This window comes from Bacillus sp. es.036, assembly GCF_002563635.1.
In the GTDB taxonomy this organism is placed as follows: Bacteria; Bacillota; Bacilli; order Bacillales; family Guptibacillaceae; genus Guptibacillus.
In genome coordinates this window covers 2,524,274-2,549,897 of the sequence record NZ_PDIZ01000001.1, presented here as the reverse complement: position 1 = coordinate 2,549,897, position 25,624 = coordinate 2,524,274, and the positions used below count along the sequence as shown (strand labels likewise).

Genomic DNA, 25,624 nt, shown 5'->3' with positions numbered 1-25,624 from the left:
ACTTAAAAGTTTAATATATTAAGAATTTTTTTAACAATAGCGCAGCACAAAGCCTACTTTTTTATGTGCATACGGATCATAAATAATGCCAGGTAGTTGATAGCAGGTCAGCTATCAACTACCTGGTTCCTTTTAATCCTCTTGATCCTTCGGCAAAAATTCAAAGATCTTACCGCTTCTTATACTTTCAACTAAATCATCCAACCAGTGATAGTATTTTTTCGATTCCTCTAATTGATCATAGTGTTTTTTTGCGGTTGCTACGATCTCTGGAGTGCTTGTGGAATCTTTGATCACGTCTATAAAATCTTCTTGGGCTTCCTCAATCGCTTCCAAATTCATTTTCACTTCGCGTTCCCACATTTGGCAGTAAAACGCCATAAAGGAACGAAAGAAATTCTTCTCAGCTACGTAAGTATGTTTTCTTGAGCCGCGTGTAAACGTTTTTTTGACCATTTCAATTTCTTGTAGCTTGCGGACGCTCGTACTCATACTTGGTTTACTCATTCCGAGTTCCGTGCGCATTTCATCAAGAGTCATTTGGTCTTTAAAGTACATCGTCGCGTATAAATTAGCGGCTGCGGGTGTTACCCCATATAAATCCATCGTCTCCGCAATGGCGCCAATCACTTTATCTTTGGCTTCTTCTATTTTCATTCTGGGTCTTTCATTATATTCACTCATTAGGTCGCTCCTTCGATAGAAAAGTAAATCGTGTTAAGTAATTATCAAATTTTCTTTACGAACTTAATGTTAACTTGTTCAGGGGAAATGTCAAATATAAGATTTTTATTTTTGCCCTCTAAAACATAACTACATTAATAGGTATAACCATTTTAGAAGAACTTAATCCTTTCTAAAATTTGCGAATGAAATTGTTTTGACAGTCTTAAAAGGACGTGTTAACGTTAAATGTGTTAAATAAATTCTTAATAAACTTAACTTACTTCGGCATTGGAGTTGATCAATTTGGATCTTAAACTACAACAATACATTAACGGTAAATGGGTTGGCGCGAACTCGGGACGTATGCGTAAAGTTATTAACCCATATAACCAAGAAATCATTGCAACTGTCCCAGAAGGTGACGAATCAGATGCGAAAGCAGCAATCGCGGCTGCAAGAGAAGCATTTGATAATGGCGAGTGGGCATTTACGCCTGCAACTGAGCGGGGAGCAATCGTAAGGAAGATTGCTGAATTAATTGAACGAGATAAAGAAGAACTTGCTCATCTTGAGTCATTGGATACTGGTAAAACAGTTGAAGAAAGCCGTGGAGACATGGATGATATCGCAGGTGTGTTCCGCTATTTTGCAGAACTCGCAGATAAAGATGGCGGAGAGCTAATCGATGCTCCGGTAGCAAATTCAATTAGTAAAGTCGTACATGAACCAGTCGGCGTATGTGGTCAAATTACGCCTTGGAACTATCCTTTACTTCAAGCGTCTTGGAAACTGGCTCCAGCACTTGCAACAGGAAATACGTTGATTATCAAGCCAAGTGAAATTACGCCGCTTACGCATATCAAAGTATTTGAACTAATGGAAGAGGCGGGAGTACCTGCTGGGGTAGCTAACCTCGTTCTTGGTGCGGGAGACACAGTTGGCGCGGAGTTATCAAATAACACGGATGTTGATCTTATTTCTTTCACAGGCGGCATTGCGACTGGGAAGAAAATTATGCAAGCAGCAAGCGTGAATGTGAAAAACCTTGCGCTAGAGCTTGGTGGTAAAAACCCGAATGTTATTTTTGCTGATGCTGATTTTGATATCGCTGTTGATCAAGCGTTAAACGGGGTGTTTTTCCACGCAGGACAAATTTGTTCCGCTGGGACAAGACTTATTGTAGAAGAAAGCATTCATGATGAATTCGTTGATGCGCTTGTCGAGCGTGTGAAAAAATTCAAACTTGGAAGCGGATTTGATGAAGAGACTCAAATGGGTCCACTTATTTCTGCTGAACACCTATCGAAAGTAGAAAAGTATGTTGAAGCAGGAATTAAAGAAGGCGCTACTGTAGCCGTTGGTGGCAAGCGCCCAGAAGATCCAGAACTACAACAAGGTTTTTTCTACTTGCCAACGATTTTCACAGACTGCTCAACCGATATGAGTATTGTTCAAGATGAAGCTTTTGGTCCGATTATCACAGTTGAGAAATTCAAGGCTGAAGAAGAAGCGATCAAGCTTGCAAATGACTCAATTTACGGACTCGCAGGCGGCGTATGGACAAAAGATATTGCAAAAGCAGAACGCTGTGCCGCAAAAATGCGCATGGGTACGGTTTGGATCAATGATTTCAACCTTTATTTCCCGCATGCACCTTGGGGTGGATTTAAGCAGTCTGGTATTGGCCGTGAACTTGGTAAAGCAGGTCTAGAAGAATATACCGAAACGAAGCATATCTTCCAAAACCTTAAACCTGAAACGATTAATTGGTTCTAATCGAGTCGTTCACCCCTACTTACTGAATCACAATAATGGGAGATTTGGTTCTCCCTTAAAAGCTCAAACTCGAGATAAATATAGGAAGAAAAATGATCTATTAGAAAAAAAGAAGGGGATGAGACCTACAGGTAAATTCCCTTTTTAAACTTCAAGGAGGAATACAACAATATGGAAAAGTACGATATTGTCATAGTTGGCGGCGGTAGTGCAGGTTCTGTACTCGGCGACCGTCTAAGCGCAGATGGTACAAAAAGTGTCCTAGTATTAGAAGCAGGACGAAAAGATTATTCATGGGATCTCTTAATTCAAATGCCGGCAGCTCTACCGTTTCCAGCAGGAAAGAGCCTTTACGATTGGAAATATGAATCTGACCCTGAGCCACACATGAATGGGCGTCGTATTAAGCATGCACGAGGAAAGCTACTTGGTGGATCAAGTTCAATTAACGGTATGATTTATCAACGAGGAAACCCGTTGGACTACGAACGCTGGGGAGCAGATGAAGGGATGGAAACGTGGAATTTCGCACACTGTCTTCCTTACTTCAAGCGTTTAGAGAATGCTTTAGGATCACCAGACGATGAGCTTCGCGGTCACGATGGTCCGATCAAATTGGAGCGTGGACCAGCGAAAAATCCTTTGTTCCAGGCTTTCTTTAATGCTGGTGTAGAGGCTGGATATTCACGAACTCCTGATGTGAACGGTTTCCGTCAGGAAGGATTTGGTCCATTTGATAAGCATGTATACAAAGGACAGCGTTTGTCTGCATCTCGTGCTTATTTACACCCAGCCATGAAACGAGAGAACTTAACAGTAAAAACGCGCGCTTTCGTTGCTAGTATCGATTTTGATGGTACGCGCGCTAAAGGATTGACCTATTCACAAAATGGACAAATGCATCAAGTTCAAGCTGGTGAAGTGATCCTTTCAGGTGGGGCGATCAATACGCCGCAGCTTCTTCAACTGTCAGGTGTAGGAGATGCAAAACACCTTCGCTCTCTAGGGATTAAACCAGTTGTCGACCTTCCAGGTGTCGGAGAAAACCTTCAGGATCACCTTGAAGTCTACATCCAGCACGCTTGTCCGCAGCCTGTTTCCGAACAGCCTAACTTGAATAAAGCTCGTATGCCATGGATTGGTTTGCAGTGGATGCTTGGCAGAACGGGTCCTGCAGCGACAAACCATTTTGAAGGTGGAGGCTTCGTTCGTTCCAATGAGGATGTTAAATATCCGAACTTAATGTTCCACTTCCTTCCGGTTGCCGTCCGTTACGATGGTCAAAAAGCGGATACGGCTCACGGATTCCAGGTTCATGTAGGACCAATGTACTCTGACGCTCGTGGCTCATTAAAGATCCGTTCGACAGATCCGAAAGAGCATCCAAGCATGGTTTACAATTATCTTTCTACGGAACAGGACAAACGCGAGTGGGTGGAAGCAGTAAGAGTTTCTCGTGAAATTATGAAGCAACCAGCGATAAAACCATATAACTCAGGAGAAATTTCTCCAGGTCCATCTGTTCAAACAGACGAAGAGATTTTGGAATGGGTAAGAAACGATGCTGAAACTGCCCTTCATCCGTCTTGTACGGCAAAAATGGGACCAGCTTCCGATCCAATGGCGGTTGTAGATCCGAAAACGATGAAGGTTCATGGTCTGGATAATGTACGTGTAGTCGATGCGTCTGCTATGCCTTACGTAACAAACGGCAATATTCATGCGCCTGTTTTGATGTTAGCGGAAAAGGCAGCCGATCTGATTCTTGGACGTAAACCACTCGATCCAATTGATGCTGACTTCTATCGTCATGGTGTTCATCCGGCAGATGCAGGTACGGTAACAAAATAAAGCTTTTATGAGAAGGTGTCCTTTCAAAACCTGAGGTATGATTGAGAGGACGCCTTCTCTTTTTGTGTTTGCTTTCTACTTCTATCCTTGGCTACTCTGTCTTTTGATAGAGCTCACGTTTTTAAGTTCACCGTAAGCATTCGATGTCTGATGGCAACGAATGCTTTTTTTGATGTTATAAATGATAGAAAATCGATCTTTGAATCTTATCTAATAGTTTTTAAACAATACATTTAGTCTTCTTTATGGTTTATTCTAGTGAATGATAGTAAGAATGAGGGTACGTCTTTTTAATGATGAAGTTGGATGAGAGGTTCAATTAGAGTAGTATAAAACCTGCTATATTTTTAGGATAGGTAAGTACTTAGTGAGAAGAAATTCTCTGGAATTACTGTAGTGGCTTAAGAACCAATTCTGAGAGAGTAAGCTATAGGAGAAGGGTATTTCCTTGAAATACGATTTAAACAGCCTCATGTCATTATAAGAGGCTATCAAAAGGGTGTGAAATCCTCGCTTTTAAGATTCACCATTCTAAGTGCATTAGAATACAATAAGAATACTAGTAAATAACAAACGGCCTCCTACATCGCTATCGATGTAGGAGGCCGTTTTCATTCGTCTTGATTTATCTACGAGGCAATCTTTTCATTACCGTTTTCTCTCTCAGCTGGCATCAATAGTGGTTTAGGTGGACACATTTTCTTGGTCGCTTTAGACACCACGATAATGGTTACCAAACCTGCTACCATTGCGAGTGTTCGGAACGGGAACAGGACAATGCCATCTTCAATCATCGGATAAGGGAGGAAAACTGGAAGTCCGATAATTGGTTCTCCACCGCCTATTCGAAGGATGAAAGAAACGACTAATCCTGCAATTGAACCGTATTTATTCGCATCTTTCAAGAACAAAGCGGTTGTTAACTGAGGAAATAGAATCACATAAACAAGGTCCGCAGCAAGATACCACAATGCGTAAACGCTTTGAACGTTCAGGGCAATGATCGTGGCTGCAATTCCAACCAAAACGATCGAGCGCTTGATCATTTTCTTAAGTTGATCGCTTGATGCATCGGGCTTGAACAGTGGTCTGTACACATTCCAGGCTGCCATAGATGATGCTGATAGAATGGAAGAATCCATTGATGACATAACAGCAGCTGCTAGAGCACCCAATCCAATCGCGCCAATCACTCCAGGCGTTAAATATTGTAAGACATAAGGAAGAATCATAGATGGGTTATCGGGAGCATTTATACCAAGACTTGCCCAATCTGTATCTAATCCGATCGCCCCAATGATAACGGCTGGAATCGCAGCAATTATACAAATGAATCCAGCGATAATGGAAAGCCACATCGCCGTGTTTTCCGATTTAGCTGAAAGAACACGCTGGAAGTAGACCTGCCACGGGATTCCACCAAAAACGAGTAGTAAGGCAAAATCCCACCAGTTCCAATAATAGTTTCCCCATTCAGGGTCTTTCCAGCCGTCTAATGGAGGGAAAAGACTTGCATAGCTTCCCATATCGGTTTGATAGTGGTTCCAAACGGAACTTAACCCGCCTACTTCTGATAGTGCATAAGGAAGCACTAAGAACAGTCCGATCATAACAGCGAGCATTTGGAATACATCAGTAAAAGCAACGGACCACATGCCACCGACGACAGTGTAAGCCACTGCAATAATGGCTGATAGAATAATAGACGTTTGAAAATCCAAACCTAGAATTGTCCCAAAAGTTGTTCCTAAAGCTGTTAAGATTGCACCACTCCAGAAGACCTCTCCTAAAAGAGCGGGGATGTATAAGACACCAGCAACTTTCTTTCCGAATCGTTGTTCGAGTGGATCTATCATGGTCATAAATTCATAGCGACGCATTTTTCTCGCATAGAAGATACCACCAACAATTAAACTTAGTGCATACCCCCATGGCGCCTGTGCCCATACTAGTCCAAGTGAATAAGTTGATTCTGCGGTACCTGATATGTAACCGCCACCAACCCATGTGGCAGCCATTGTAAACATCGAGATCCACAATGGTAAAGAGCGTTTCGCTACCATCATATCTGATGCAGATTCCGATTTACCACTTGCCATAAACGCTCCAATATAATAGATAATTCCGTAGAATACTAACATGGCAATAAAGGAGCCCCAGTTAACATTCGAGTTGGTCGTTCCTAAATAAACAAACATAACTAAAATAGCTGCTACAAATGTACCTATTTTTAATAATTTACTTTTTCCTTCACTCAAATACCTTCACCTCTTGAAAATTTTTAAGTTAAAACTTGTTGAAAACGTATCCTGATTGAGGAATACGTCTAATGTGTTGTTTTCGTACATAAGCCATCGGCTATTATTGCTTTGCCGTCAATTGTTCGACTCTACGCTACTTCAGCGTTCACTTTTCTTTCGATAAACTTAAGGAAGTTGCTCCTGGATATCATTATTAGTTACTTTCAAATTCTTGTACCCCTTTCATAAAAATTAACTGTGTTAAATATTTTCTTAACGTATTTAATAATAAATATTACATGATTAGATTTCCTTGTCAAATACGCCTGGATTGATTGAAAAGAGATCGTTCTTATTTTCATCTATTAGAAACATTCATAAGTAGAAGAGGTAGATCGAGATAATTACCGTAAAATCAGGCTGTTTTTTAATATTTAATTTGAAATCCCCCTCCCTGTAAATTTAAATGAGAGAAGGTGATTGGGAACCTTTTTGACAGATCTAAGCGTAAATGATAGCATTTAAAGTTGTTGAAAACGTTAAGAAAATATTTAACAAAATAAATTATGAGTTAGTGAAGATTATATTTTCGTGCTGGGGAAGAACCGAATTTGTAATGGAGTAGGGGAACTTATAAGCCTGAAATATGTTAGGAGTGACCAGGATGTCCAAGCTACCGATGAGTGAGCGGATCGAACGAGCAGCTCTCCCGTTATTTGCGAGAAAAGGTTTCGAAGGTACATCATTAAGTAAAATTGCGAAATGTGTTGGCATAAAAAAACCCTCATTATATGCTCATTTTGCAAGTAAAGAAGATCTTTTCTTCGCGATTCTTCAAAAAGTAAATCGAGATTATCGTGATTTTCTAGAAATGCAAGTTCAACAGTATCGTGAACTGTCGACGGAAAGACAGTTATATAGCTTATTGAAAGACCATACAACCTATCTTGAAAATGAAGATCTTGGGCTTCTCTTTAAGAGGTTCATGCTTTTTCCCCCGTTAGTACTGAAAGAAACATTTAACGAACAGTTTATTCAATCAGAAGAAGCGTTAACGAACGTATTACTAAGTGTAGTGAAAGAGGGGAAAAGAAGGGGAGATATTCAAGGCGATTCTGATGAGGTAATCGATGCTTATATCTGTCTACTAGATGGCACATTTGAACAGCTCTTTTATTATTCTGAAGTAGAGCATGAAGAGCGTCTCCAAAATGCCTGGCGTATTTTCTGGAGAGGGATTCAAGGGTGTTAAGTAGGCGGACGGATTTAGTATAAATTAGAAAACCGGTCTCACCCTTTGGATTAGACCGGTTTCGCTATCCTCAGTAAGAATTTCAATGGCTACTGATAAATCTCAATGTGCTTAATTTTATAATCCCCATATTCATCTGTTACAACATAATAGTCTTTGGTTCGCTCATACACGCTCCATTCCCCAGCCGCATTCATGAAATCAAAAACCTCATAGGTGCTAACGATCGCTTGATCGGTCTGCATGTCAATATTGGTTACATCATTTAACGTGAATTGAAAGACCATGCCCTGACCGCTTATCTCGTCTAGGTAGTTAGCCATTTCATAATAGGCTTGACTGTCATACAGAAGCTGGTCTTCAATATAACCAAAGTCTTCATTTCGCAATGCCGTTTCATAGTTTCCTCTGAAATTAATAATAAAGTTAGCAAGACTTGCTTCATCAAATGGAACATCATAAGTTTCTTTTTCCTCTTCTGCATATTCATCATACGCTGAAGTCTCATTATAGAAGTTAAAGGTACTGGCGACTTCATTTTCATCCATTGGAGATTGCGACCAGTTCGTTAATAATTCCGTCATTGTGTACATTGGGATGGAGAAGGCAATCGATTCATCGCTCGTTAACAGTGCGGAGTTAATGCCGATCACTTTTCCTGTCTTTCCATCTAACAATGGTCCGCCGCTGCTTCCTGGTGAAACTTGAGCATCGATTTGATAGACGTTTTCGTATTGAAACTCGGATTCAAATGAACGGTCTAGCCCGGTTAGATATCCGATCGATGCTGTATTTTCTAATCCTTGAGGGCTCCCAAGTGCGATGACTTCTGTGCCAACTTCTGATTCTTTCATTTCTATCTGCAAAGGAGAAGTACCCTTTAGAGTCTGCACTTCAATTAGAGCAACATCATACTGATTTGAGATGCCAATCACCTTGCCATTCATTTCTTGACCATCTTCGTTCCGCAAGATGACATCAACATAGCCTGCTACAACATGAGCGTTGGTCACGATTGTTCCGTTATCCTGAAACAAAAAACCAGATCCAAGACTATCCTCCGTTAAAATGGTATACACTTTAGTTTGTGCTTCACGTATGATTTCTTTCTTATCTTTTTCTATGGATGTTTGAGGGGAAGGAGCTTTCTGTTCTGTCGTGCTTTTTTCCTTAGGAACATTTTGTGGTGTACTGGCATTCGCTTCTTTTTCATCTTTTGCTTCTTCCTCTAGTTTCGCAGAGTCAGAGATTTTTTCCACTGGCGCTTGAAGCGTCTTTGCAACTGTTGTTTCGTTAGATTGTTCTTTATCAAGAACGAAAGCGTAAATAAAGACACCGCTCATTAATAAAAAGGTAAGGATGATACCGGTCAACCACCATTGATTTCTCCGCTGATACCTCGTATGTGAGTGACCACACTGGCTGCAAAACCGAGCATTTTCTATGTTTTTCGTCCCGCACTTTGGACAAAACATAACCCTCTCCTCCTTCATATTCTTTGATGATTATTATACCTCAACTCAATGCTTGACAGGGGTTAAAAAAGTATATATAGGAAGAAATGTAGAAACGGTAAATGAACGTACGATCCTTCCTATTTGCACTTCTTCTGATTAGTAGGAATTTCATCACATTTTTATTCCGCCACGATTAGGTTATATTTCCTATTTATCCAGAAAACCAGATCTCCTCATTGCAGATGAAATGGAAGAGGAGTAAAGTGTCTCGATGTTAACAGTCTTTATAAGAAAGGGTGAATGAACAAATGAACGAAGGTTATGTAAAAGTGAATGATGTGAACCTTCATTATGTGACAGAAGGGGAAGGCGAACTGATGCTGTTTCTCCATGGTTTCCCTTATTTCTGGTACAATTGGCATCACCAAATGGAGGAGTTTTCAAAGGATTATCGCGTTGTTGCTGTGGATATGAGAGGATACAACGTTTCTGACAAGCCTGAAGGGATTTCTTCCTATGATATGTCTATTCTTGTCGAGGATGTAAAACAGTTGATTGAAGCGTTTGAGGAGAAGGAGTGCGTTTTAGTCGCCCATGACTGGGGCGGAGCGGTCGCGTGGACGTTAGCTTACACCGCACCTGAATACGTGAAGAAGTTGATTATGTTTGATGCGCCTCATCCGTATACATTTAGACGGGAGCTAGAAGAGAATCCAGGACAGCGAGAAGCGAGTAGTTATATGGGATACTTCCAGCGACCAGATTCTCATGAAGCACTGCTTGAGAATAACGCAGAGCGATTAAGAAAAATGATGACCATTCCTGGGAAGAAAAAAGGGTATTTAACTGAAGAGGATGAAGAGAAGTACATAGAGGCGTGGACGCAGCCGGATGCGATGAAGTCCATGCTTAATTATTACCGTGCTATTTCTTTCTATCCGTTTGAAGAGCACGTTCAAAAACCGCTGGAACTTCCGTATCAAATGTTTGAATCACCAACGCTAATCATCTGGGGCGATGCTGATCCAGCTTTTGAAAACAGTAATCTGGATGGGTTAGAGGATTATGTTCGTGACCTTACGATTCACCGAATGGAAGGGGTAAGTCATGCCCCGCATCATGAGAAACCGCACGTGGTTAACCAGTATATGCGTAACTTTTTAGAAAAAAAGAACTGATGAAGCAGGCTGCTCCTGATTAATGGGGGCAGCCTTTTTGAAATTATATAAATTTAAAAAAGCGGCTCATGAGTTGAATTTTGTGATGTTCCGTCTTTTCCTTCTTTGTATGAGTAATCATTTTGTTTACTAAGTTCTTGTACGTGGTAAAAATTAGTGAGTTAAATGATGACATACTAAGGAGAATAAACTAATGATGACGTCTAAATCCAATTTATCAAATCGCAAATCAATTAGTAAGAATCGTAATCTTTGGTCTGGCATCCTGTTTGGAATTGGTCTAGCTGCATTTTTAGATGAGGTGATTTTTCATCAATTGCTTCGTTGGCATCATTTCTATGATAAGTCTACTACGGATATTGGTCTGATCTCAGATGGTCTTTTTCATGCGTTCAGTTGGTTTGCCACCATTGGCGGACTGTTTCTATTAGCTGATCTTAAAAGGAGGGGCGCATTCTTTCTGAAGAGATGGTGGGGTGGCGTCCTAGTAGGAGCAGGTGGCTTTCAGTTGTATGATGGGACGATTCAACACAAATGGATGCAACTTCACCAAATTCGTTATGTGGATAATATTCTGATCTATGATCTTGTGTGGAACGCTTCAGCTGTTTTCATGATCCTAGCTGGCTTCTTTCTATTGAAAGTTACTTCGAAAGAAAAGGTAGCGTAGATGAGCCCTCATCATCCGATGACCCACGGCGATGTGGGACCATATTTAGAAGTGATGGGAATCTTGCCTCAGTTAGTGTTAGCTTTGCCCTTTGTGGTTGTTTTCGTTCTGTATTTGATGGCTGTTGTTCGTTCCAACAGGTGGTACAAACCATGGCCGAGGTATCGAACGGTGTGTTGGACTTTAGGCGTGATGTTGGCGATCTTTTCGGTTGCGGGCCCAATGGCTAAATTTGCACATGTGAACTTTACCGCTCATATGGTAGGCCATTTGTTATTAGGGATGTTAGCGCCGTTACTTATGGCGCTAGCTGCTCCTGTTACCCTTATCCTTCGAACGTTACGAATCCCTACCGCAAGAAAAGTTTCTAAGATCCTAAAGAGCTCGCCGTCACGATTTCTTACAAATCCTATCGTTTCGTCTATTCTCAATATAGGCGGACTCTGGTTATTGTATACGACCAGTCTCTATTCTCTTATGCATGAAAACATATATCTTCATCTCATCGTACATCTTCATGTATTTATTGCAGGTTATCTGTTTACCGTATCCATCATCTATATCGATCCAAGGCCACATCGGCTTTCGTTTTGGTATCGTTCGATTGTATTCACCATTGCTTTAGCTGGTCATGGGATTCTATCAAAATATATCTATGCTCATCCACCTATTGGTGTCTCAATAGAACAGGCAAAAAGCGGTGCGATGCTAATGTATTATGGGGGAGATGCGATTGACATCGTGCTTATTTTTATTCTATGTTTCCATTGGTATAAAGCCACTCGACCACGTGAACTAGCCACCCAGTAAACCTCTACCAAGTTTAAAAGCCCTAATGCTCGCAAACGTCACGAGTAATGGGGCTTTTTTTAGCTATGAATAGAGATTGTTTTATCAACTAAAGTTTTGTGGGGTCGTTTTTTTATGGCTTAAGTATAACTTTTATACAATCTTCTTCACGGTTATTAAAGATTTTATATCCGTGTGAAGCTTCTATTAATGGAAGCTTATGAGTAATCAATGCGGTAGGATCAATCTCTTCCTTCACAATCTGTTTGTAAATTTCAGGCATATATCCTCTAGCGGGTGCCTGACCCATTTTTAAAGTAACGTTCCTAGAAAAAAAGGAACCTAATGGAAACATGTTGTATAAGCCACCGTATACACCGGTGATTTGAACAGTTCCGCATTTTCTTACCGCCTTTGTTGCGATTTGGATTGCTCCGAGCGTTCCTCCTTGTAACTTTAACTTTTGCTCCACGTATTCAAGAGGAGATTTCTTTCCATCCATTCCAACGCAATCAATGACAACATCGGCCCCACCTTTAGTTATCTCCTTTAATGTTTCTCCCATGTCATCATATTGTGTGAAATCAAAGATCTCGGTTCGATTCATTTTTTTAGAATGATTTAACCTGTAGGTAAGATAATCGACAGCGATTACACGTTCAGCTCCTTTTTGCCAGGCAAATTGTTGTGCCATCAGCCCAACGGGTCCGCACCCTAATACGATAACAGTGTCTCCTTTTTTTACTCCTGCATGCTCAACACTCCAGTAGGCAGTTGGAAGAACATCTGATAAAAAGAGTAATTGCTCGTCTTCTAGTTCACAATCTTGCGGAATAAGGAAAGGGGTATAGTTTCCGAATGGGACTCTTAAGTATTGAGCTTGTCCACCTGGATAGTTACCGAACTTTTCGGAGTAACCTAATAATCCACCAGAATCATAATGAGGATTTGAGTTATCGCATTGGCTTTCTAGGTGACGATGGCAATAGTGACACTGTCCACAAGCGACTGTAAACGGAATGACAACGCGATCTCCCTTCTTTACAGCCGTTACATTTGGACCAGTTTCCTCAACAATTCCCATCGGTTCATGTCCAATGACATAACCGATCGGAAGGGGGAAGTTTCCCTGGTAGAGATGCAAGTCTGACCCACAGATCGCCGTTGATGTCACTTTAATAATGACATCTTGTGCATCCTGAATTTTAGGATCTTCTACTTCTTTTACACTTATAGATTGTTTTCCTTGGTAAGTAACAGCTTTCATGATCACATTCCTTTCAAACCATTTGACTTGTTTTCTTGTTTTACATCTTCAATAGGTTCAGCTAATAAATAGAAAATATTCTAGAGTAGAATTGTTGACCTGTGATGTACATAATTACTCCTGTTGTTTATTCTGGCCAAAATTGCGAAACATTTGTTTTCAATTTTCTAAAAACCAGTTGACACGCAATAAGAAACCGCTTACAATAAAATCAATTAAAGCATCTACGTAAACGATTAAATGAATTCTTCAATTCATGATCATAGACTGATACGATGAATAATCCACTGGGAATTCATTTTTTTTATCACAAAAAGTAATCGATTACGTAAACGATTAATTATAGGTGAGGAGAGATTATGGAGACGAAACTTAAAGCGTTACCTAGAAGAAATGTCCGTAGTGTCCCAAAGGTCAATAGCTCCTGGAAAAAGGTTTTACATAACTATGAGTTGTACTTATTTTTACTTCCTACTCTAATTTACTTCATTGTCTTTCACTACGTTCCGATGTATGGCGTACTCATTGCTTTTCAAGATTACATGCCCACATTGGGGGTTTCAGGAAGTCCATGGGTCGGTTTTGAACACTTTGAACGTTTCTTTAATTCCTTCCAGTTCTGGACTTTGTTAGAGAACACCCTCGAGCTCAGTGTGTTGCAGTTATTATTTGGCTTCCCGTTACCCATCATGATTGCTCTTCTCTTAAACCAGTTAAAAAATCAACGTTACAAAAAATTCGTACAAACCGTTATTTATGCCCCTCACTTTATCTCGGTTGTTGTTTTGGTAGGTATGGTGTACGTGTTTTTCTCGCCAAACGGTTTAATTAACAATTTCCTCATGATCTTTGGCGCCGAACCAGTTCACTTTATGTCACAGGCAGGTTGGTTTAAACCACTTTATATTTCTTCAGGATTGTGGCAAGAAACAGGTTGGGCAGCGATCATTTATCTTGCTGCATTAGCTGGTGTGAGTCCTGAAGTTCATGAAGCAGCGGTTATGGATGGCGCTAATAAGTGGCAGCGAATTCTTCATGTTGATATTCCAGCGATCTTACCTACGGCGATGATTTTATTAGTGCTCTCAGTAGGAAATCTCATGAACATTGGATTTGAAAAAGCGTATTTAATGCAAACGCCGTTAAACGTTTCAGCAGGGGAAATTATTCCAACTTATGTGTATAAAGTCGGTTTGCAGGGAGCTCAGTACAGCTTTGCTGCAGCGGTTGGACTGTTTAATGCCGTCATTAACTTTATCTTGTTATGGGCAGTAAATAGGGCTGCCAAGAAATTATCCGGTTCAGGCCTATGGTAAGGGGGAGTAAGAGATGACTCAATTTGTAATGAATCGATCAAAGTTATGGTCAAGAAAATCGAAAGAGGATAAGATATTTGATCTCATCAATCTTCTCTTTCTTACGACACTTTCACTCGTTGTGTTGTACCCACTTTATTTTATTATCATCGCTTCAATTAGTAATCCTGATAGCGTCTATAACGGTGACGTATGGTTTTGGCCACAGGGGATTACGTTTGAAGGATATGAACGAATTTTCCAGGATAATCGGATCTGGACAGGTTACAAAAATACGGTGTTGTACACCGTGGTTGGAACATTAGTGAATGTTACGTTAACACTTATGGCAGCTTATGCGCTTTCGAGAAAAGATTTAGTAGGTAGAAATTTCTTCATGATCTTGTTTGTCTTTACTATGTTTTTCTCTGGGGGATTAATCCCAACCTATTTAGTTGTTAAAAACCTTGGGATGGTTGATACGATGTGGGCCCTCATTATTCCTAAGGCGGTTGCGGTTTGGAATCTGATTGTGGCACGAACATTCTTTCAATCGACGATCCCAGACGAATTGTTAGAATCAGCCAAAATGGATGGGTGTTCAAATACGAAATTCTTCTTAAAAATCGTTTTGCCGCTATCTAAACCGATTATTGCTGTAATGGTATTGTTTTATGCCGTCACGCACTGGAACTCGTTCTTTGATGCTTTAATTTATCTAAATAACGAAGATAAATATCCGTTACAGCTGATTCTAAGATCCATCCTGATTCAAAACGAAGCTTCTGCCAGTATGGTTGGCGATGTAGAATCGTTTGCTGCTCAGCAAAGAATTGCTGATTTAATCAAATATGGTGTCATTATTGTTGCGGCGATCCCGCTACTCGTACTCTATCCTTTCATCCAAAAGTACTTTGTGAAAGGAGCTTTAATTGGAAGTATTAAAGGATAAGCATTTGTTTTACTTCATTAATAGGAGGTGGATCGCTAGTCATATTGCTTTACCGAAGTAGCTTGCCGTAAATTAAAACCATTCGGGGGGAATTTAGAGATGGGTAAACGAAAAAGTTGGGCTTTTCCGTTCATATGTTTAATGCTCTGTTTTATTCTTGTATTAAGTGCTTGTTCTTCGAAAGATAGTAGTTCTGATGGGAAGGCTGAATCAGCTGAGTTTAATAAAGAAGGACTTCCAATTGTTGACGAACAAGTTACCCTGGAATTTGTATCGCCAAAAGCACCACTTGCCCCAAAATACGATGAGATGGAAATTTTCAATACGTTAGAAGATGAGACGAATGTGAAAATTGAATGGAGTAACATTCCAGATGACGGTTATGAAGAAAAGAAAAACTTGATGCTTGCAAGCGGTGACTTGCCCGATGCGTTTTATTCGGCTAAATTCACAGATCTTGACATTGTGAAGTATGGACAAAACGGTACGCTGATTCCTCTTGAAGATTTAATTGAAGAGCATGCTCCTAATATTCAAAAATTGTTTGAGAAACGCCCTGAACTAAAGAGCATGGTAACCGCTCCTGATGGACATATTTATACGTTACCTCGTGCTGAAGAAGCTGGACTTGGAGCTGTACCAAACTTTATGTCCATTAATAAAACCTGGTTAGATGAGCTAGGCTTGGAAATGCCTTCGACGCTTGATGAGTATCATGATGTTCTTGTTGCCTTTAAAGAAAAAGACCCAAATGGAAATGGTAAACAAGATGAAGTTCCGTTAAGTTTCATGTTCAACTTCTGGACTGGAAATTTCGGCGATATGTTTGCAGCATTTAATATGCCAGATAACGTCGATCATCGCATTGTAAGAGATGGAAAAGTGATCTATACAGCTATTCAGCCGGAGTATAAAGAAGCCATCGACTATTATCATCAGTGGATGGAAGAAGGCTTGATTGATAAGGAATCATTTACTCAAGATGTCTCTCAGTACTTCGCTAAAGGAAAAAACGAAAAATACGGATCTTATATTTGGTGGGAATCTGAAGAAGTAGTTGGCCCAGAATTGAAAGATGATTATGTTCTTTTACCACCGCTTGAAGGTCCGAATGGAGATCAGGTTGTCGGTCGATCGAATTATTCTGATTACTCTCGTGGAGAGTTTGCGATTACTTCGGCAAATGCAAATCCAGAAATTACGATGCGTTGGGTTGATCAGTTATATGAAACGAAGATGTCAGCTCAAATTAACTGGGGACCAATTGGCACTATTTTTGAAGAAAAAGATGGGAAACTCGTGTTAAAAGAACAGCCTGACGACGTCGTAATGGGTGAACTAAGACAAAAAGTTGCACCAAATGGACCGGTTGCGATTTTGAAAGAAGACTTTGAAGAAACAGTTGAAATGGAACCTCGTGCAAAACAGCGTTTGGAAGATTTGAATTCGATCTATGCGCCTTATCTTGAAGATGAGAATTACCCGCAAATTTTCTTTAGTCCTGATGAACTAGATGAAATTAACCGTCTAGAAGTAGACATTAAAGAATTTACGAATCAGAAGAAAGCTCAGTGGTTAATGGAAGGCGGCGTAAACGAAGAGTGGGATAGCTACCAGAAGCAACTTGAAGATATGGGTCTAAGTCGCTTAATGGAAATCTACCAGGAAGGTTTGGATCGCTTTAAAGAAAATCAATAGTAAATAGGAACAGGAAAGAAAGTTAGAACACTCGTGTTCTAACTTTCTTTACAAATTGGGAGTGTGATTGATGGCGAATAGTAAGTTAAAAAAATCATTGGTAGCGCATTGGGCATTTTCAGAAGGGAGTGGAAGTATTGTCCATGACGGTTCTAATCAAGATGTCATTCACTATGTATTTAATGAGCGGCGGTCCACTTTACCTGCAGATGAACCACAGTGGCGTAGCGGATTAAATGGACATGCTCTTGTATTTGATGGTTATTCAACTTGGATTGAACGAAAAGAAGGCATTCGTTCAATCGATCAAGCGTTTACCATTGAGACTTGGTTAGCTCCACGTTCATTTGGTGGAATTGAGGATGAGCGACTGACGGGTATTGTGAATCAACATAATCGAGGATTAAATGAAGGATTTATTTTAGGTGTTCATAGGCATGGGAAATGGGGATTTCAGATTGGTATAGATGGTGGCTGGGTCGAAGTGTGGGCTGAGAATTCTCCGATACCGAAGTTAAAGTGGTCGCATTTAGCGGCAAGTTTTAACGGTCAAGAAGGACAAATCACATTGTATTTAAATGGTGAAAAGGTTTCCGAGAAAACAATCGGTAAAAATGTGTCGATGGCTGCTAGTCATGAGGCGCTTTTGATCGGTAAAAGTAATGATGGGCTGACGATTGAAAACGTGTTTTCGTTAAACATGTTTAGTGGTTTACTAGATGATATTAAAATCTATAACCGATCCCTAAGTGAAGGAGAAATAACAAAGAGTTTTAAAGATCACCTTTTACCTTATAAAGGAGAGATTCCGCCCTTACCTTATCGAGACATTGCGATCGACAGAAGCGTTTATGATCGTGACCCGCACCGCCCAAAATTTCATTTAACACCACCTGGTCATTGGATGAATGAGCCGCATGCGCCTCTTTATTTCAAAGGGAAATACCATTTGTTTTATCAGCATAACCCACAGGGTCCTTATTGGGGCAATATTCAGTGGGGACACTGGGTTAGTGATGATCTGGTGCATTGGCGCGACTTACCTATTGCCATTGAAACTGAAGCAGATGATTTAGCTCCAGACGGCATTTGGTCAGGAAATGCCGCTTATGATGAAGATGGATTACCCGTTTTGTTTTTTACAGCAGGCCATTCATCAAAGAAGCCAAATCAGATGACAGGATTAGCGAGAAGTACGTATAAGGAAAATCATGATATCGGTTTAAAGAAATGGAGAAAACATCCCGTACCCGTAACGATTCAGCCTAATCATATGGGTCTGCATCATGACGGATTTCGAGACCCTTTTGTATGGAAAGAAGGAGAGATCTGGTACCAAATCGTCGGCACTGGAATAGAAGGCGTGAGTGGAGCTGCGATTCTTTTCACTTCTGATAATTTAGTGGATTGGGAATGCAAAGGTCTTCTTTACGATGATAAAGATCAGGAGTATCCTTTCTTAGGTGAAGTGTGGGAACTGCCGATTTTACTTCCGCTTGGAAAGGGAAAGCATCTATTTATCATTAGTCCTGTTGGAAGAAATGCCGATGTAGAAGTGTTCTATTGGATTGGGACATGGGATAAACAGCGTTATCGCTTTATACCAGATCAGAAAGAACCGCAGCTTATTGATGTAGGAGATTTTCATTTTACAGGACCAAGTGCCATGGTTGATCCTAAAACGGGGCGCTTGCTTTTGTTTACGATCGCTCAAGGAAGGCGTTCGCTTAAAGATGAATATGAAGCAGGATGGGCACATAATGGGGGACTTCCTGTACAACTGTGGTTACGAGACGATGGAAGATTAGGTGTTAAGCCGATCGAAGAATTAATAAAGTTACGCAAGAAAAAACTCGTTTCGTTAAAAGATCAATCCGTTAAAGAAACTAATGACATCTTAGCTCATGTGAAAGGAAATATGCTTGAAATCTATGTTGAATTTCAAGGTGACGTTGCGAGTGAATATGGTGTAAAGGTTTTAAAGTCTGATGGTGGGAATGTCGAAACGGTCCTTTATTATAACAGTTCAGAAGAGACGTTAAATGTTAAAAAGAAAACAGAGGACTCAAACGAGTCCCGCTCTCAAAGTGGAAAGCTTCTTCTAAATGGAGAGCAGTTAAAACTTCATATTTATGTTGATTGTTCGATCGTCGAGTGCTATGCCAATGAATTAAAAAGTATAACGACGAGAGTATACCCTGATATCGAAGCATTAGGATTAGAAATATGGGCGAATGATTCGGTAACAGTGAAGTCGATGGAAGTTTGGGAGATGAAGCCTGGGTTTTAATGTTCTGTGCTCGTGCTAATAACTAATAACTAATAACTAATAACCCAAGTTGCCCGAATGGATAAGTCACTTATTTTGAAGGGAGCTTTATAAACTCATGCTCAATCGCTGTAGGTTGAAATTGGTTTCTCTGACTTTCTTATTAGTCATAAGTAGCATGTTGCAAATGAGTATTTCGAACCCTGTTCATGCCCAAACGACCATTGCAAACCCAAGTTTCGAAACAGGGGATTTGTCTGGTTGGAAAATTGTAAGTGGTAACACGTTCAATGAGAAAGATGTAACAGATGAATCTCACTATTGGGATAAACAAACCTTTAATCAAAAGAACTTCTGGCATATATGGGGAGGGCAAGGGGACGATTCAAAAGTTGGGGTCATGCAGTCTGAAACCTTTACTCTTGGGGGAGATGGTCAGATTCATTTTCTTACAGGGGGAGATTCAGATGCGGATCACTTATCGATCTCTCTCGTTAGAGAATCAGACGGAGTAGAATTAATGAAGGAAACAGGGACTGGGACAGATACATATTCCAAGAAGAGTTGGGATGCCTCTGCTCATATAGGTACAGTCGTTAGGATTAAAGTTGTTGATTCAACGACAACGGGGCATATCAATCTTGATGATGTGAATGTTCCTGCGACCCCTTCTTTACATGACCATGTGGAGCCTTCTATTTATAATCATGATTTCGAATATACGGCACTAACTCCTTACGAAATAAGGGGATGGGAGATTGTAAGCGGAGATGCGTTTGGTCCGGAGAGCCTTGTTCATGAAGAAGAGTGGAGTGAAGGCGATGAATTTTTGCATGAGGGGCGCTACCATTTATGGAATTTTAACGATGGTGGAGACGATCAAGTAGGTGAGCTGCACTCAGAGCCATTTACGATCGATCAAAATGGCGGAATCGATTTTCTTATTGGAGGAGGGAATGACGAGGAGAATCTATATGCTGCTCTCGTAAGAACGTCTGATGGAAAAGAGTTGCGAAAAGAAACCGGACGAGATACGGAAAAGTACCAGCGCGTTTATTGGGATGTTTCAGAATACATTGGTGAAGAAGTGGTTATTAAAATCGTCGATAATGCTAAAGGGGCGTTTGGACATATCAATGTTGATGACTTTCGAACAACCAGTTCACCTTTCACTGATGGGTTAATGGCTCACTGGAGTTTAGATGAAGGTACTGGTCAGGATACTGTAGAGCAAGTCACAGGTGAAACCAACTTAATTGATTACCATCTTAGTAAGGGAGCCTTTCAGGAGGCCAAGGATCCACTGTGGAAAGACGGCATTTCAAACGGTGCTTTATTATTTGATGGGTACTCTACCTGGATTACGCATAGCCCTACGAAACTACCAGCGCCTAAAGAAGCGCTAACGGTTGAAGCCTGGGTAGCTCCAAGAAATTTTGAACATGGAGACGAAGGTCGGTTATCTGCAATCGTGAATCAGCATAACCGGGAAAAGAAAGAAGGATTCATACTAGGGAATTTTCGACATGGCACGTGGGGGTTACAGTTTGGTACTGGAGACGATTGGCATGAAGTGATGTCAGATACACTACTCCCTTTAAATGAGTGGTCTTACGTCGTCGCAACGTACGATAGCACAACTGGAGAAGCTATTCTATACCAGAATGGTGAAAAGGTAACATCACGAAAATTTGATGCTGGATCTGCGATTAAACCGAGTGTAAGAGATTTGTTGATTGGGAAAAACAATGATGGTATGTGGTTATATGGCTTTGATTTAAATATGTTTAGTGGGCTTATGGATGAAGTGAAAATTTACAATCAGGCCTTGAGTGCTGGGAATGTAAAAGATTCCTACGAGTATTTTGTAAGCGCTTTAAATGGTAATTTACCAACCGCTGATGTAAAAACCGATCGAAGTCTTTTAGCTAACGATCAACATCGCCCCCAGTTTCACATGTCTCCTCCAAATCATTGGGGAAATGAACCAGGTGGTCCCATATATTTTAATGGTCAATATCATGTGTTCTATCAGAGTAATCCTAGAGGACCATACTGGAATCATATCCGATGGGGGCATATTGTAAGTGATGACATGGTTCATTGGAGAGATGTTGACGATGCCGTTATCCCTGGGCGATATGATGTTGATCCCGAGGGGGCGTGGGCGGGTGGTACTGTTGTCGATGATAACGGTGTGCCTGTCATCTTTTACACAGCGGGTGATGATCGTGATCAGCCTAATCAGCGCATTAATTTAGCAAGAAGTACTTTTTTGCAGGATGGGGATAACGATCTTAACCGTTGGGAAAAGAATTCAGAAGTGATTCTAGATCAAGAAGAAGGACAGGGGATCATGGGTGAATTTCGAGATCCTTACGTCTTTAAAGATGGTGATACCTGGTACATGCTAGTTACTTCTGGTAAAGAAGGATCTGATGGAACAGCCGTTGGAGGTACCGCTCTGGTGTATTCTTCAAAGGATGCTAGTTTTGAAGATTGGACCTTCGAAGGAGACTTATTTGTTGGAGATTATGGAACCTATCCAGAAACTGGACGCGTTTGGGAGCTACCGATTTTGCTGCCATTAGGAGATAGCGGAAAACATATCTTCTTGATAAACCCTGCCAAAATGGAAAGAGAAGAGTATCAGTCGAGGTATACGTACTATTGGATTGGGACATGGAATCCTGAGACAGCTAAGTTTACCCCAGATAATGACGCGCCTCAATTACTCGATGTAGGAGACCATTTTACTGGACCAGCTGGAATGGTAACGCCTGATGGAAGAACCGTTATTCATAGTATTACGCAGGGGAGGCGTCCGGCAAACGACGATTATGATGCTGGATATGCTCACAATTATGGTTTACCAACAGAGGTTTTTTATCGAGGTGATGGTAAGTTAGGGATGAAGCCGATCCGAGAGTTGGACGAATTACGAGGCGAAGAGCTTATTAATCTGACATCGGACACGTCCATGGAAGAAGCGAATCAACTTCTATCTAACATAGAAGGAGACATGCTTGAAATCCAGTTAGAACTAGACATTGGATCCGCTAATGAAGCGGGAATTAGCTTAAGACGTTCACCGAATGGGGAAGAAGAAACAATTGTGTATTACAAAGAAAGTAGCAAGGAATTTTGGGTGAACCGAACGAAATCAAGTCTCGATCCAGATGTGGAAAAATGGTACCAAGGTGGAGAGGTAGATACTGATTCAGAGACGATCAATCTCCATGTGTACGTGGATCGTTCTGAAATCAATGCCTATTTAAATGAACAAAAAGGGTTAACCACAAGAGCCTACCCGACAAGAGACGATGCGAAAGGTGTGCAGCTCTGGGCGAATGAGCAAAGTGAATCCGTCACTGTAAAATCATTACAGGTTTGGGAGATGAACTCTGCGTATGAAAAGGTGAACGCTACTGGGGTATCACTCAATCCAGATACGCTAGAATTAATTGCTGGAGATACAGAACGGCTAACACCTGAAGTGGCGCCAGCTCAAGCAACGAATAAAGAGGTGATATGGACTTCAAGTAATCCAAGCGTTGCGACTGTTGTGAATGGAAAAGTTACGGCTCATTCAGAAGGTGCTACTACGATTAAAGCTGAAACAAGAGACGGAGGTCATACGGCAACGAGTGCGATTGCCGTCGTTGACGAGCCCGCTCATGATGAGTTAGTGAATCATGATTTTGAAGAAGGTAACTTAACGGGTTGGACCGTTATGGAAGGCGATTCCTTTAGCGATCTTGATGTAACGTCTGCTGATGATTGGGGTTGGGGAGGTCCATTTAATCAAAATGGTCGCTACCATCTTTATGGTGTTCATAACGGTGATGATGCAGAGACTGGTTCGATACGTTCTCAAAAATTCACGCTTGGAGGAAATGGACAAATCGATTTCCTCGTTTCTGGAGGGAACGATATTTATAACCTTTACGTTGCACTAGTAAGAAGTTCAGATGGGAAAGAGCTAATGAAAGTAAGTGGGGGGAACCAGGAAGGCTATACCCGAGTTAAGTGGGATGCTTCTCATTACATCGGAGAGCAAGTTTATCTAAAGGTTGTTGATCGTTCCAAAGGTTCTTGGGGGCACATTAGTATTGATGATGTGAATGCTCCTGTGAAGCCTCCGAATAACGTAACGATAGCGAACTCCAATTTTGAGAAGGGAGACTTGAGCGGGTGGACGGTTACCGGGGAGGCCTTTAGTGACCAAGATGTCACACAGGATGAAGAGTGGGAGTGGGAATGTTGCTTCAATCATCAAGACGCCTATCACCTGTGGAACTTCAAAGATGGTGGAGACGCTCAAATAGGTGAAATGCAATCAGAGCCCTTTACACTCTATGGAAGTGGGTGGATTGACTTCTTGATTGGAGGAGGGAAAAGTAGTGATCACTTATATGTTTCTCTCGTAAATGCAGCTGATGGGAAGGAGCTCTTTAAATCGACCGGTACAGAGAGTGAACAGTATAAGCGGGTTTACTGGGACGCTTCTTCTTATATAGGTGAAGAGGTATTCATCAAGGTGGTGGACAAGGCTACCGGCGGATGGGGCCATATCAATGTTGATGACTTTCATGTATTCAATACAGAAGAGGATCTTTTAACAAGTGAGCGGTACGAAAAGTACCGTTCACAGTTTCATTATACTCCCGAGAAAAATTGGATGAATGACCCTAATGGGCTTGTTTATCATAACGGAGAATACCATGTGTTTTATCAGTATAATCCAACTGGCGTCACATGGGGACCAATGAATTGGGGGCATGCGGTTAGTAAGGATTTGGTAAACTGGAAACGTCTACCGACTGCGCTAGAAGAAGATGAGAACGGATTTATATGGTCAGGTAGCGTTGTTGTGGATGAAGACAATACGGCCGGGTTTGGGGAAGAAGCCATGGTGGCGATGTTTACGCATGAAAAAGGCGGAAATCAAAGTCAAAGTCTCGCTTACAGCAATGATAACGGTCGAACATGGCAGAAGTATGCCGGAAACCCTGTTTTAACAAACATCGACCAATTTTCAGTATTTAGAGATCCGAAAATATTCTGGCATGAAGAATCCAATCAATGGGTGATGCTGCTTGCAGTGGAAGATAAATTTCAAAAGCAATTTGTTCGAATCTACCATTCGGAGGACATGAAAGATTGGACATTTGCGAGCGACTTTGGTGAAAATCAAGGATACCATGAAGGGGTTTGGGAAGTGCCAGATCTTTTCCCATTGCCAGTGGATGGTGATCCAAACAACACCAAATGGGTGATGCAGGTAAGTCTTAGTAAAGGTTCTCCTGCTGGTGGATCAGGTGTGCAATATTTTATTGGTGATTTTGATGGAACGACCTTTCGTAATGACAATCTAGCGAGTACCGTACTATATGCCGATCATGGGGCTGACTATTATGCTCCGCTAACTTTTAATCATGTACCTGATGGACGTCGAATTGCGATGGGATGGATGAATAATTGGGAGTATGGTCAAGCGATTCCAACTTCTATTTGGCGAAGCAAAATGACAATCCCAAAGGAATTAAATTTGAAAAGTATTTCGAATTTAGGTGTTCGCCTCGTTCAAACTCCTGTCAGTGAGCTTCGAAGTTTGAGAGGGGAAGAACGTAATTGGACGAATGAAGTTGTGGTAGCTGGCGAGAATCTATTATCGGATATAAAAGGTGATACGTTAGAAATTGTTGCTGAATTTCAAACAGATCAATCAACAGCGAAAGAATTTGGTTTTAAAGTTCGGGTAGGTCATGACGAATTCACAGAAGTCAGTTACAACATGACAAATGCTACGTTATCGTTAGATCGTTCTAAGTCTGGTGATACGAGTTTTAGCCAGTCTTTTGGTGCGAAGCATGAAGCAGTTATGATGCCTTCGAATGATTCAGTAAAACTCCACTTACTTGTTGATCGATCTTCTATTGAAGTTTTCGCGAATGATGGTCAGGTTGTGTTCTCAGATCAAATCTTTCCAAATCTAACGAGTGATCAGCTAGAGCTGTACGCAATCGATGGTGAAGTAACCGTGAAATCTTTAGCGATCTATCAGCTAAATAAAGCCAGTATTATTAACGAGAATTAAGCTGTTTCTTGTAGAAATATACTCTTTTTATATAATATAAAAAGTTAATTGACAGCGCTTACTTTAATAACTATAATTAATGCTATAGTATACGTAATCGTTTACTTAAGCTCTTTTTAAGAGCTTCTTTTATAAAAAGTAACGTAATCGATTACGCGTTATGT

15 protein-coding genes are annotated in these 25,624 nt (G+C 40.9%); 11 read left to right on the top strand and 4 right to left on the bottom strand.

Going from position 1 to position 25,624, the window contains the following annotated elements; all coding sequences use genetic code 11:
* Positions 1–132 precede the first annotated feature (132 nt).
* A complete protein-coding gene (cudC, locus tag ATG70_RS12970; protein ID WP_098444707.1) occupies positions 133–684 on the bottom strand; it encodes a choline uptake/conversion transcriptional regulator CudC in 552 nt (183 codons plus the stop codon).
* Positions 685–969: 285 nt separating this feature from the next.
* Here cudC and betB point away from each other — a divergent pair, with 285 nt between their 5' ends.
* Together betB and betA are read left to right on the top strand one after the other, a co-directional pair.
* Positions 970–2,442 (top strand): betaine-aldehyde dehydrogenase, encoded by a 1,473-nt coding sequence (gene betB / locus ATG70_RS12965; protein ID WP_098444706.1) that lies wholly within the window; start codon positions 970–972, stop codon positions 2,440–2,442.
* A 171-nt stretch (positions 2,443–2,613) separates the two neighbouring features.
* Positions 2,614–4,293 (top strand): choline dehydrogenase, encoded by a 1,680-nt coding sequence (gene betA / locus ATG70_RS12960; RefSeq protein WP_098444705.1) that lies wholly within the window; start codon positions 2,614–2,616, stop codon positions 4,291–4,293.
* Positions 4,294–4,922: 629 nt separating this feature from the next.
* Here the strand turns inward: betA and ATG70_RS12955 are convergent.
* Positions 4,923–6,491 carry a sodium:solute symporter family protein gene (locus ATG70_RS12955; RefSeq protein ID WP_098445815.1) on the bottom strand — a complete coding sequence of 523 codons (1,569 nt, stop codon included), beginning with the start codon at positions 6,489–6,491 and terminating at the stop codon, positions 4,923–4,925.
* 706 nt (positions 6,492–7,197) lie between these two features.
* On the opposite strand from ATG70_RS12955, the gene ATG70_RS12950 reads away from it, so the two are divergent.
* A complete protein-coding gene (locus tag ATG70_RS12950; protein WP_179886264.1) occupies positions 7,198–7,785 on the top strand; it encodes a TetR/AcrR family transcriptional regulator in 588 nt (195 codons plus the stop codon).
* A gap of 89 nt (positions 7,786–7,874) precedes the next feature.
* Here ATG70_RS12950 and ATG70_RS12945 read toward each other — a convergent pair whose 3' ends face one another.
* Entirely contained in the window at positions 7,875–9,260 is a 1,386-nt protein-coding gene (locus tag ATG70_RS12945) for a trypsin-like peptidase domain-containing protein (protein ID WP_098444703.1), read from the bottom strand.
* A 290-nt stretch (positions 9,261–9,550) separates the two neighbouring features.
* Between ATG70_RS12945 and ATG70_RS12940 the strand changes: the two genes are divergently transcribed.
* The 3 genes from ATG70_RS12940 to ATG70_RS12930 all read left to right on the top strand — a co-directional run bounded on the left by ATG70_RS12940 (position 9,551) and on the right by ATG70_RS12930 (position 11,900).
* On the top strand, positions 9,551–10,420 hold the full coding sequence (locus tag ATG70_RS12940) for an alpha/beta fold hydrolase (protein WP_098444702.1): 870 nt from the start codon (positions 9,551–9,553) through the stop codon (positions 10,418–10,420).
* 193 nt (positions 10,421–10,613) lie between these two features.
* On the top strand, positions 10,614–11,090 hold the full coding sequence (locus tag ATG70_RS12935) for a DUF2243 domain-containing protein (protein ID WP_098444701.1): 477 nt from the start codon (positions 10,614–10,616) through the stop codon (positions 11,088–11,090).
* Positions 11,091–11,900: a cytochrome c oxidase assembly protein gene (locus ATG70_RS12930; RefSeq protein WP_098444700.1), complete on the top strand. Its 810-nt coding sequence runs from the start codon at positions 11,091–11,093 to the stop codon at positions 11,898–11,900.
* A 112-nt stretch (positions 11,901–12,012) separates the two neighbouring features.
* Here the strand turns inward: ATG70_RS12930 and ATG70_RS12925 are convergent, their stop codons facing one another.
* The gene (locus tag ATG70_RS12925; RefSeq protein WP_098444699.1) at positions 12,013–13,146 is read right to left on the bottom strand and encodes a zinc-dependent alcohol dehydrogenase; all 1,134 of its coding nucleotides are present in this window, start codon (positions 13,144–13,146) and stop codon (positions 12,013–12,015) included.
* Positions 13,147–13,505: 359 nt separating this feature from the next.
* Here ATG70_RS12925 and ATG70_RS12920 point away from each other — a divergent pair, with 359 nt between their 5' ends.
* The 5 genes from ATG70_RS12920 to ATG70_RS12900 all read left to right on the top strand — a co-directional run bounded on the left by ATG70_RS12920 (position 13,506) and on the right by ATG70_RS12900 (position 25,460).
* Positions 13,506–14,462: an ABC transporter permease gene (locus ATG70_RS12920; protein WP_098444698.1), complete on the top strand. Its 957-nt coding sequence runs from the start codon at positions 13,506–13,508 to the stop codon at positions 14,460–14,462.
* A gap of 13 nt (positions 14,463–14,475) precedes the next feature.
* Entirely contained in the window at positions 14,476–15,393 is a 918-nt protein-coding gene (locus ATG70_RS12915; RefSeq protein ID WP_237438729.1) for a carbohydrate ABC transporter permease, read from the top strand.
* Between the two features lie 99 nt (positions 15,394–15,492).
* Positions 15,493–17,091, top strand: coding sequence for an ABC transporter substrate-binding protein (locus tag ATG70_RS12910; RefSeq protein ID WP_257147689.1), 1,599 nt, complete (start codon positions 15,493–15,495; stop codon positions 17,089–17,091).
* Between the two features lie 70 nt (positions 17,092–17,161).
* On the top strand, positions 17,162–19,381 hold the full coding sequence (locus ATG70_RS12905) for a GH32 C-terminal domain-containing protein (protein WP_098444697.1): 2,220 nt from the start codon (positions 17,162–17,164) through the stop codon (positions 19,379–19,381).
* Between the two features lie 166 nt (positions 19,382–19,547).
* Entirely contained in the window at positions 19,548–25,460 is a 5,913-nt protein-coding gene (locus ATG70_RS12900; protein WP_098444696.1) for a GH32 C-terminal domain-containing protein, read from the top strand.
* Positions 25,461–25,624 lie beyond the last annotated feature (164 nt).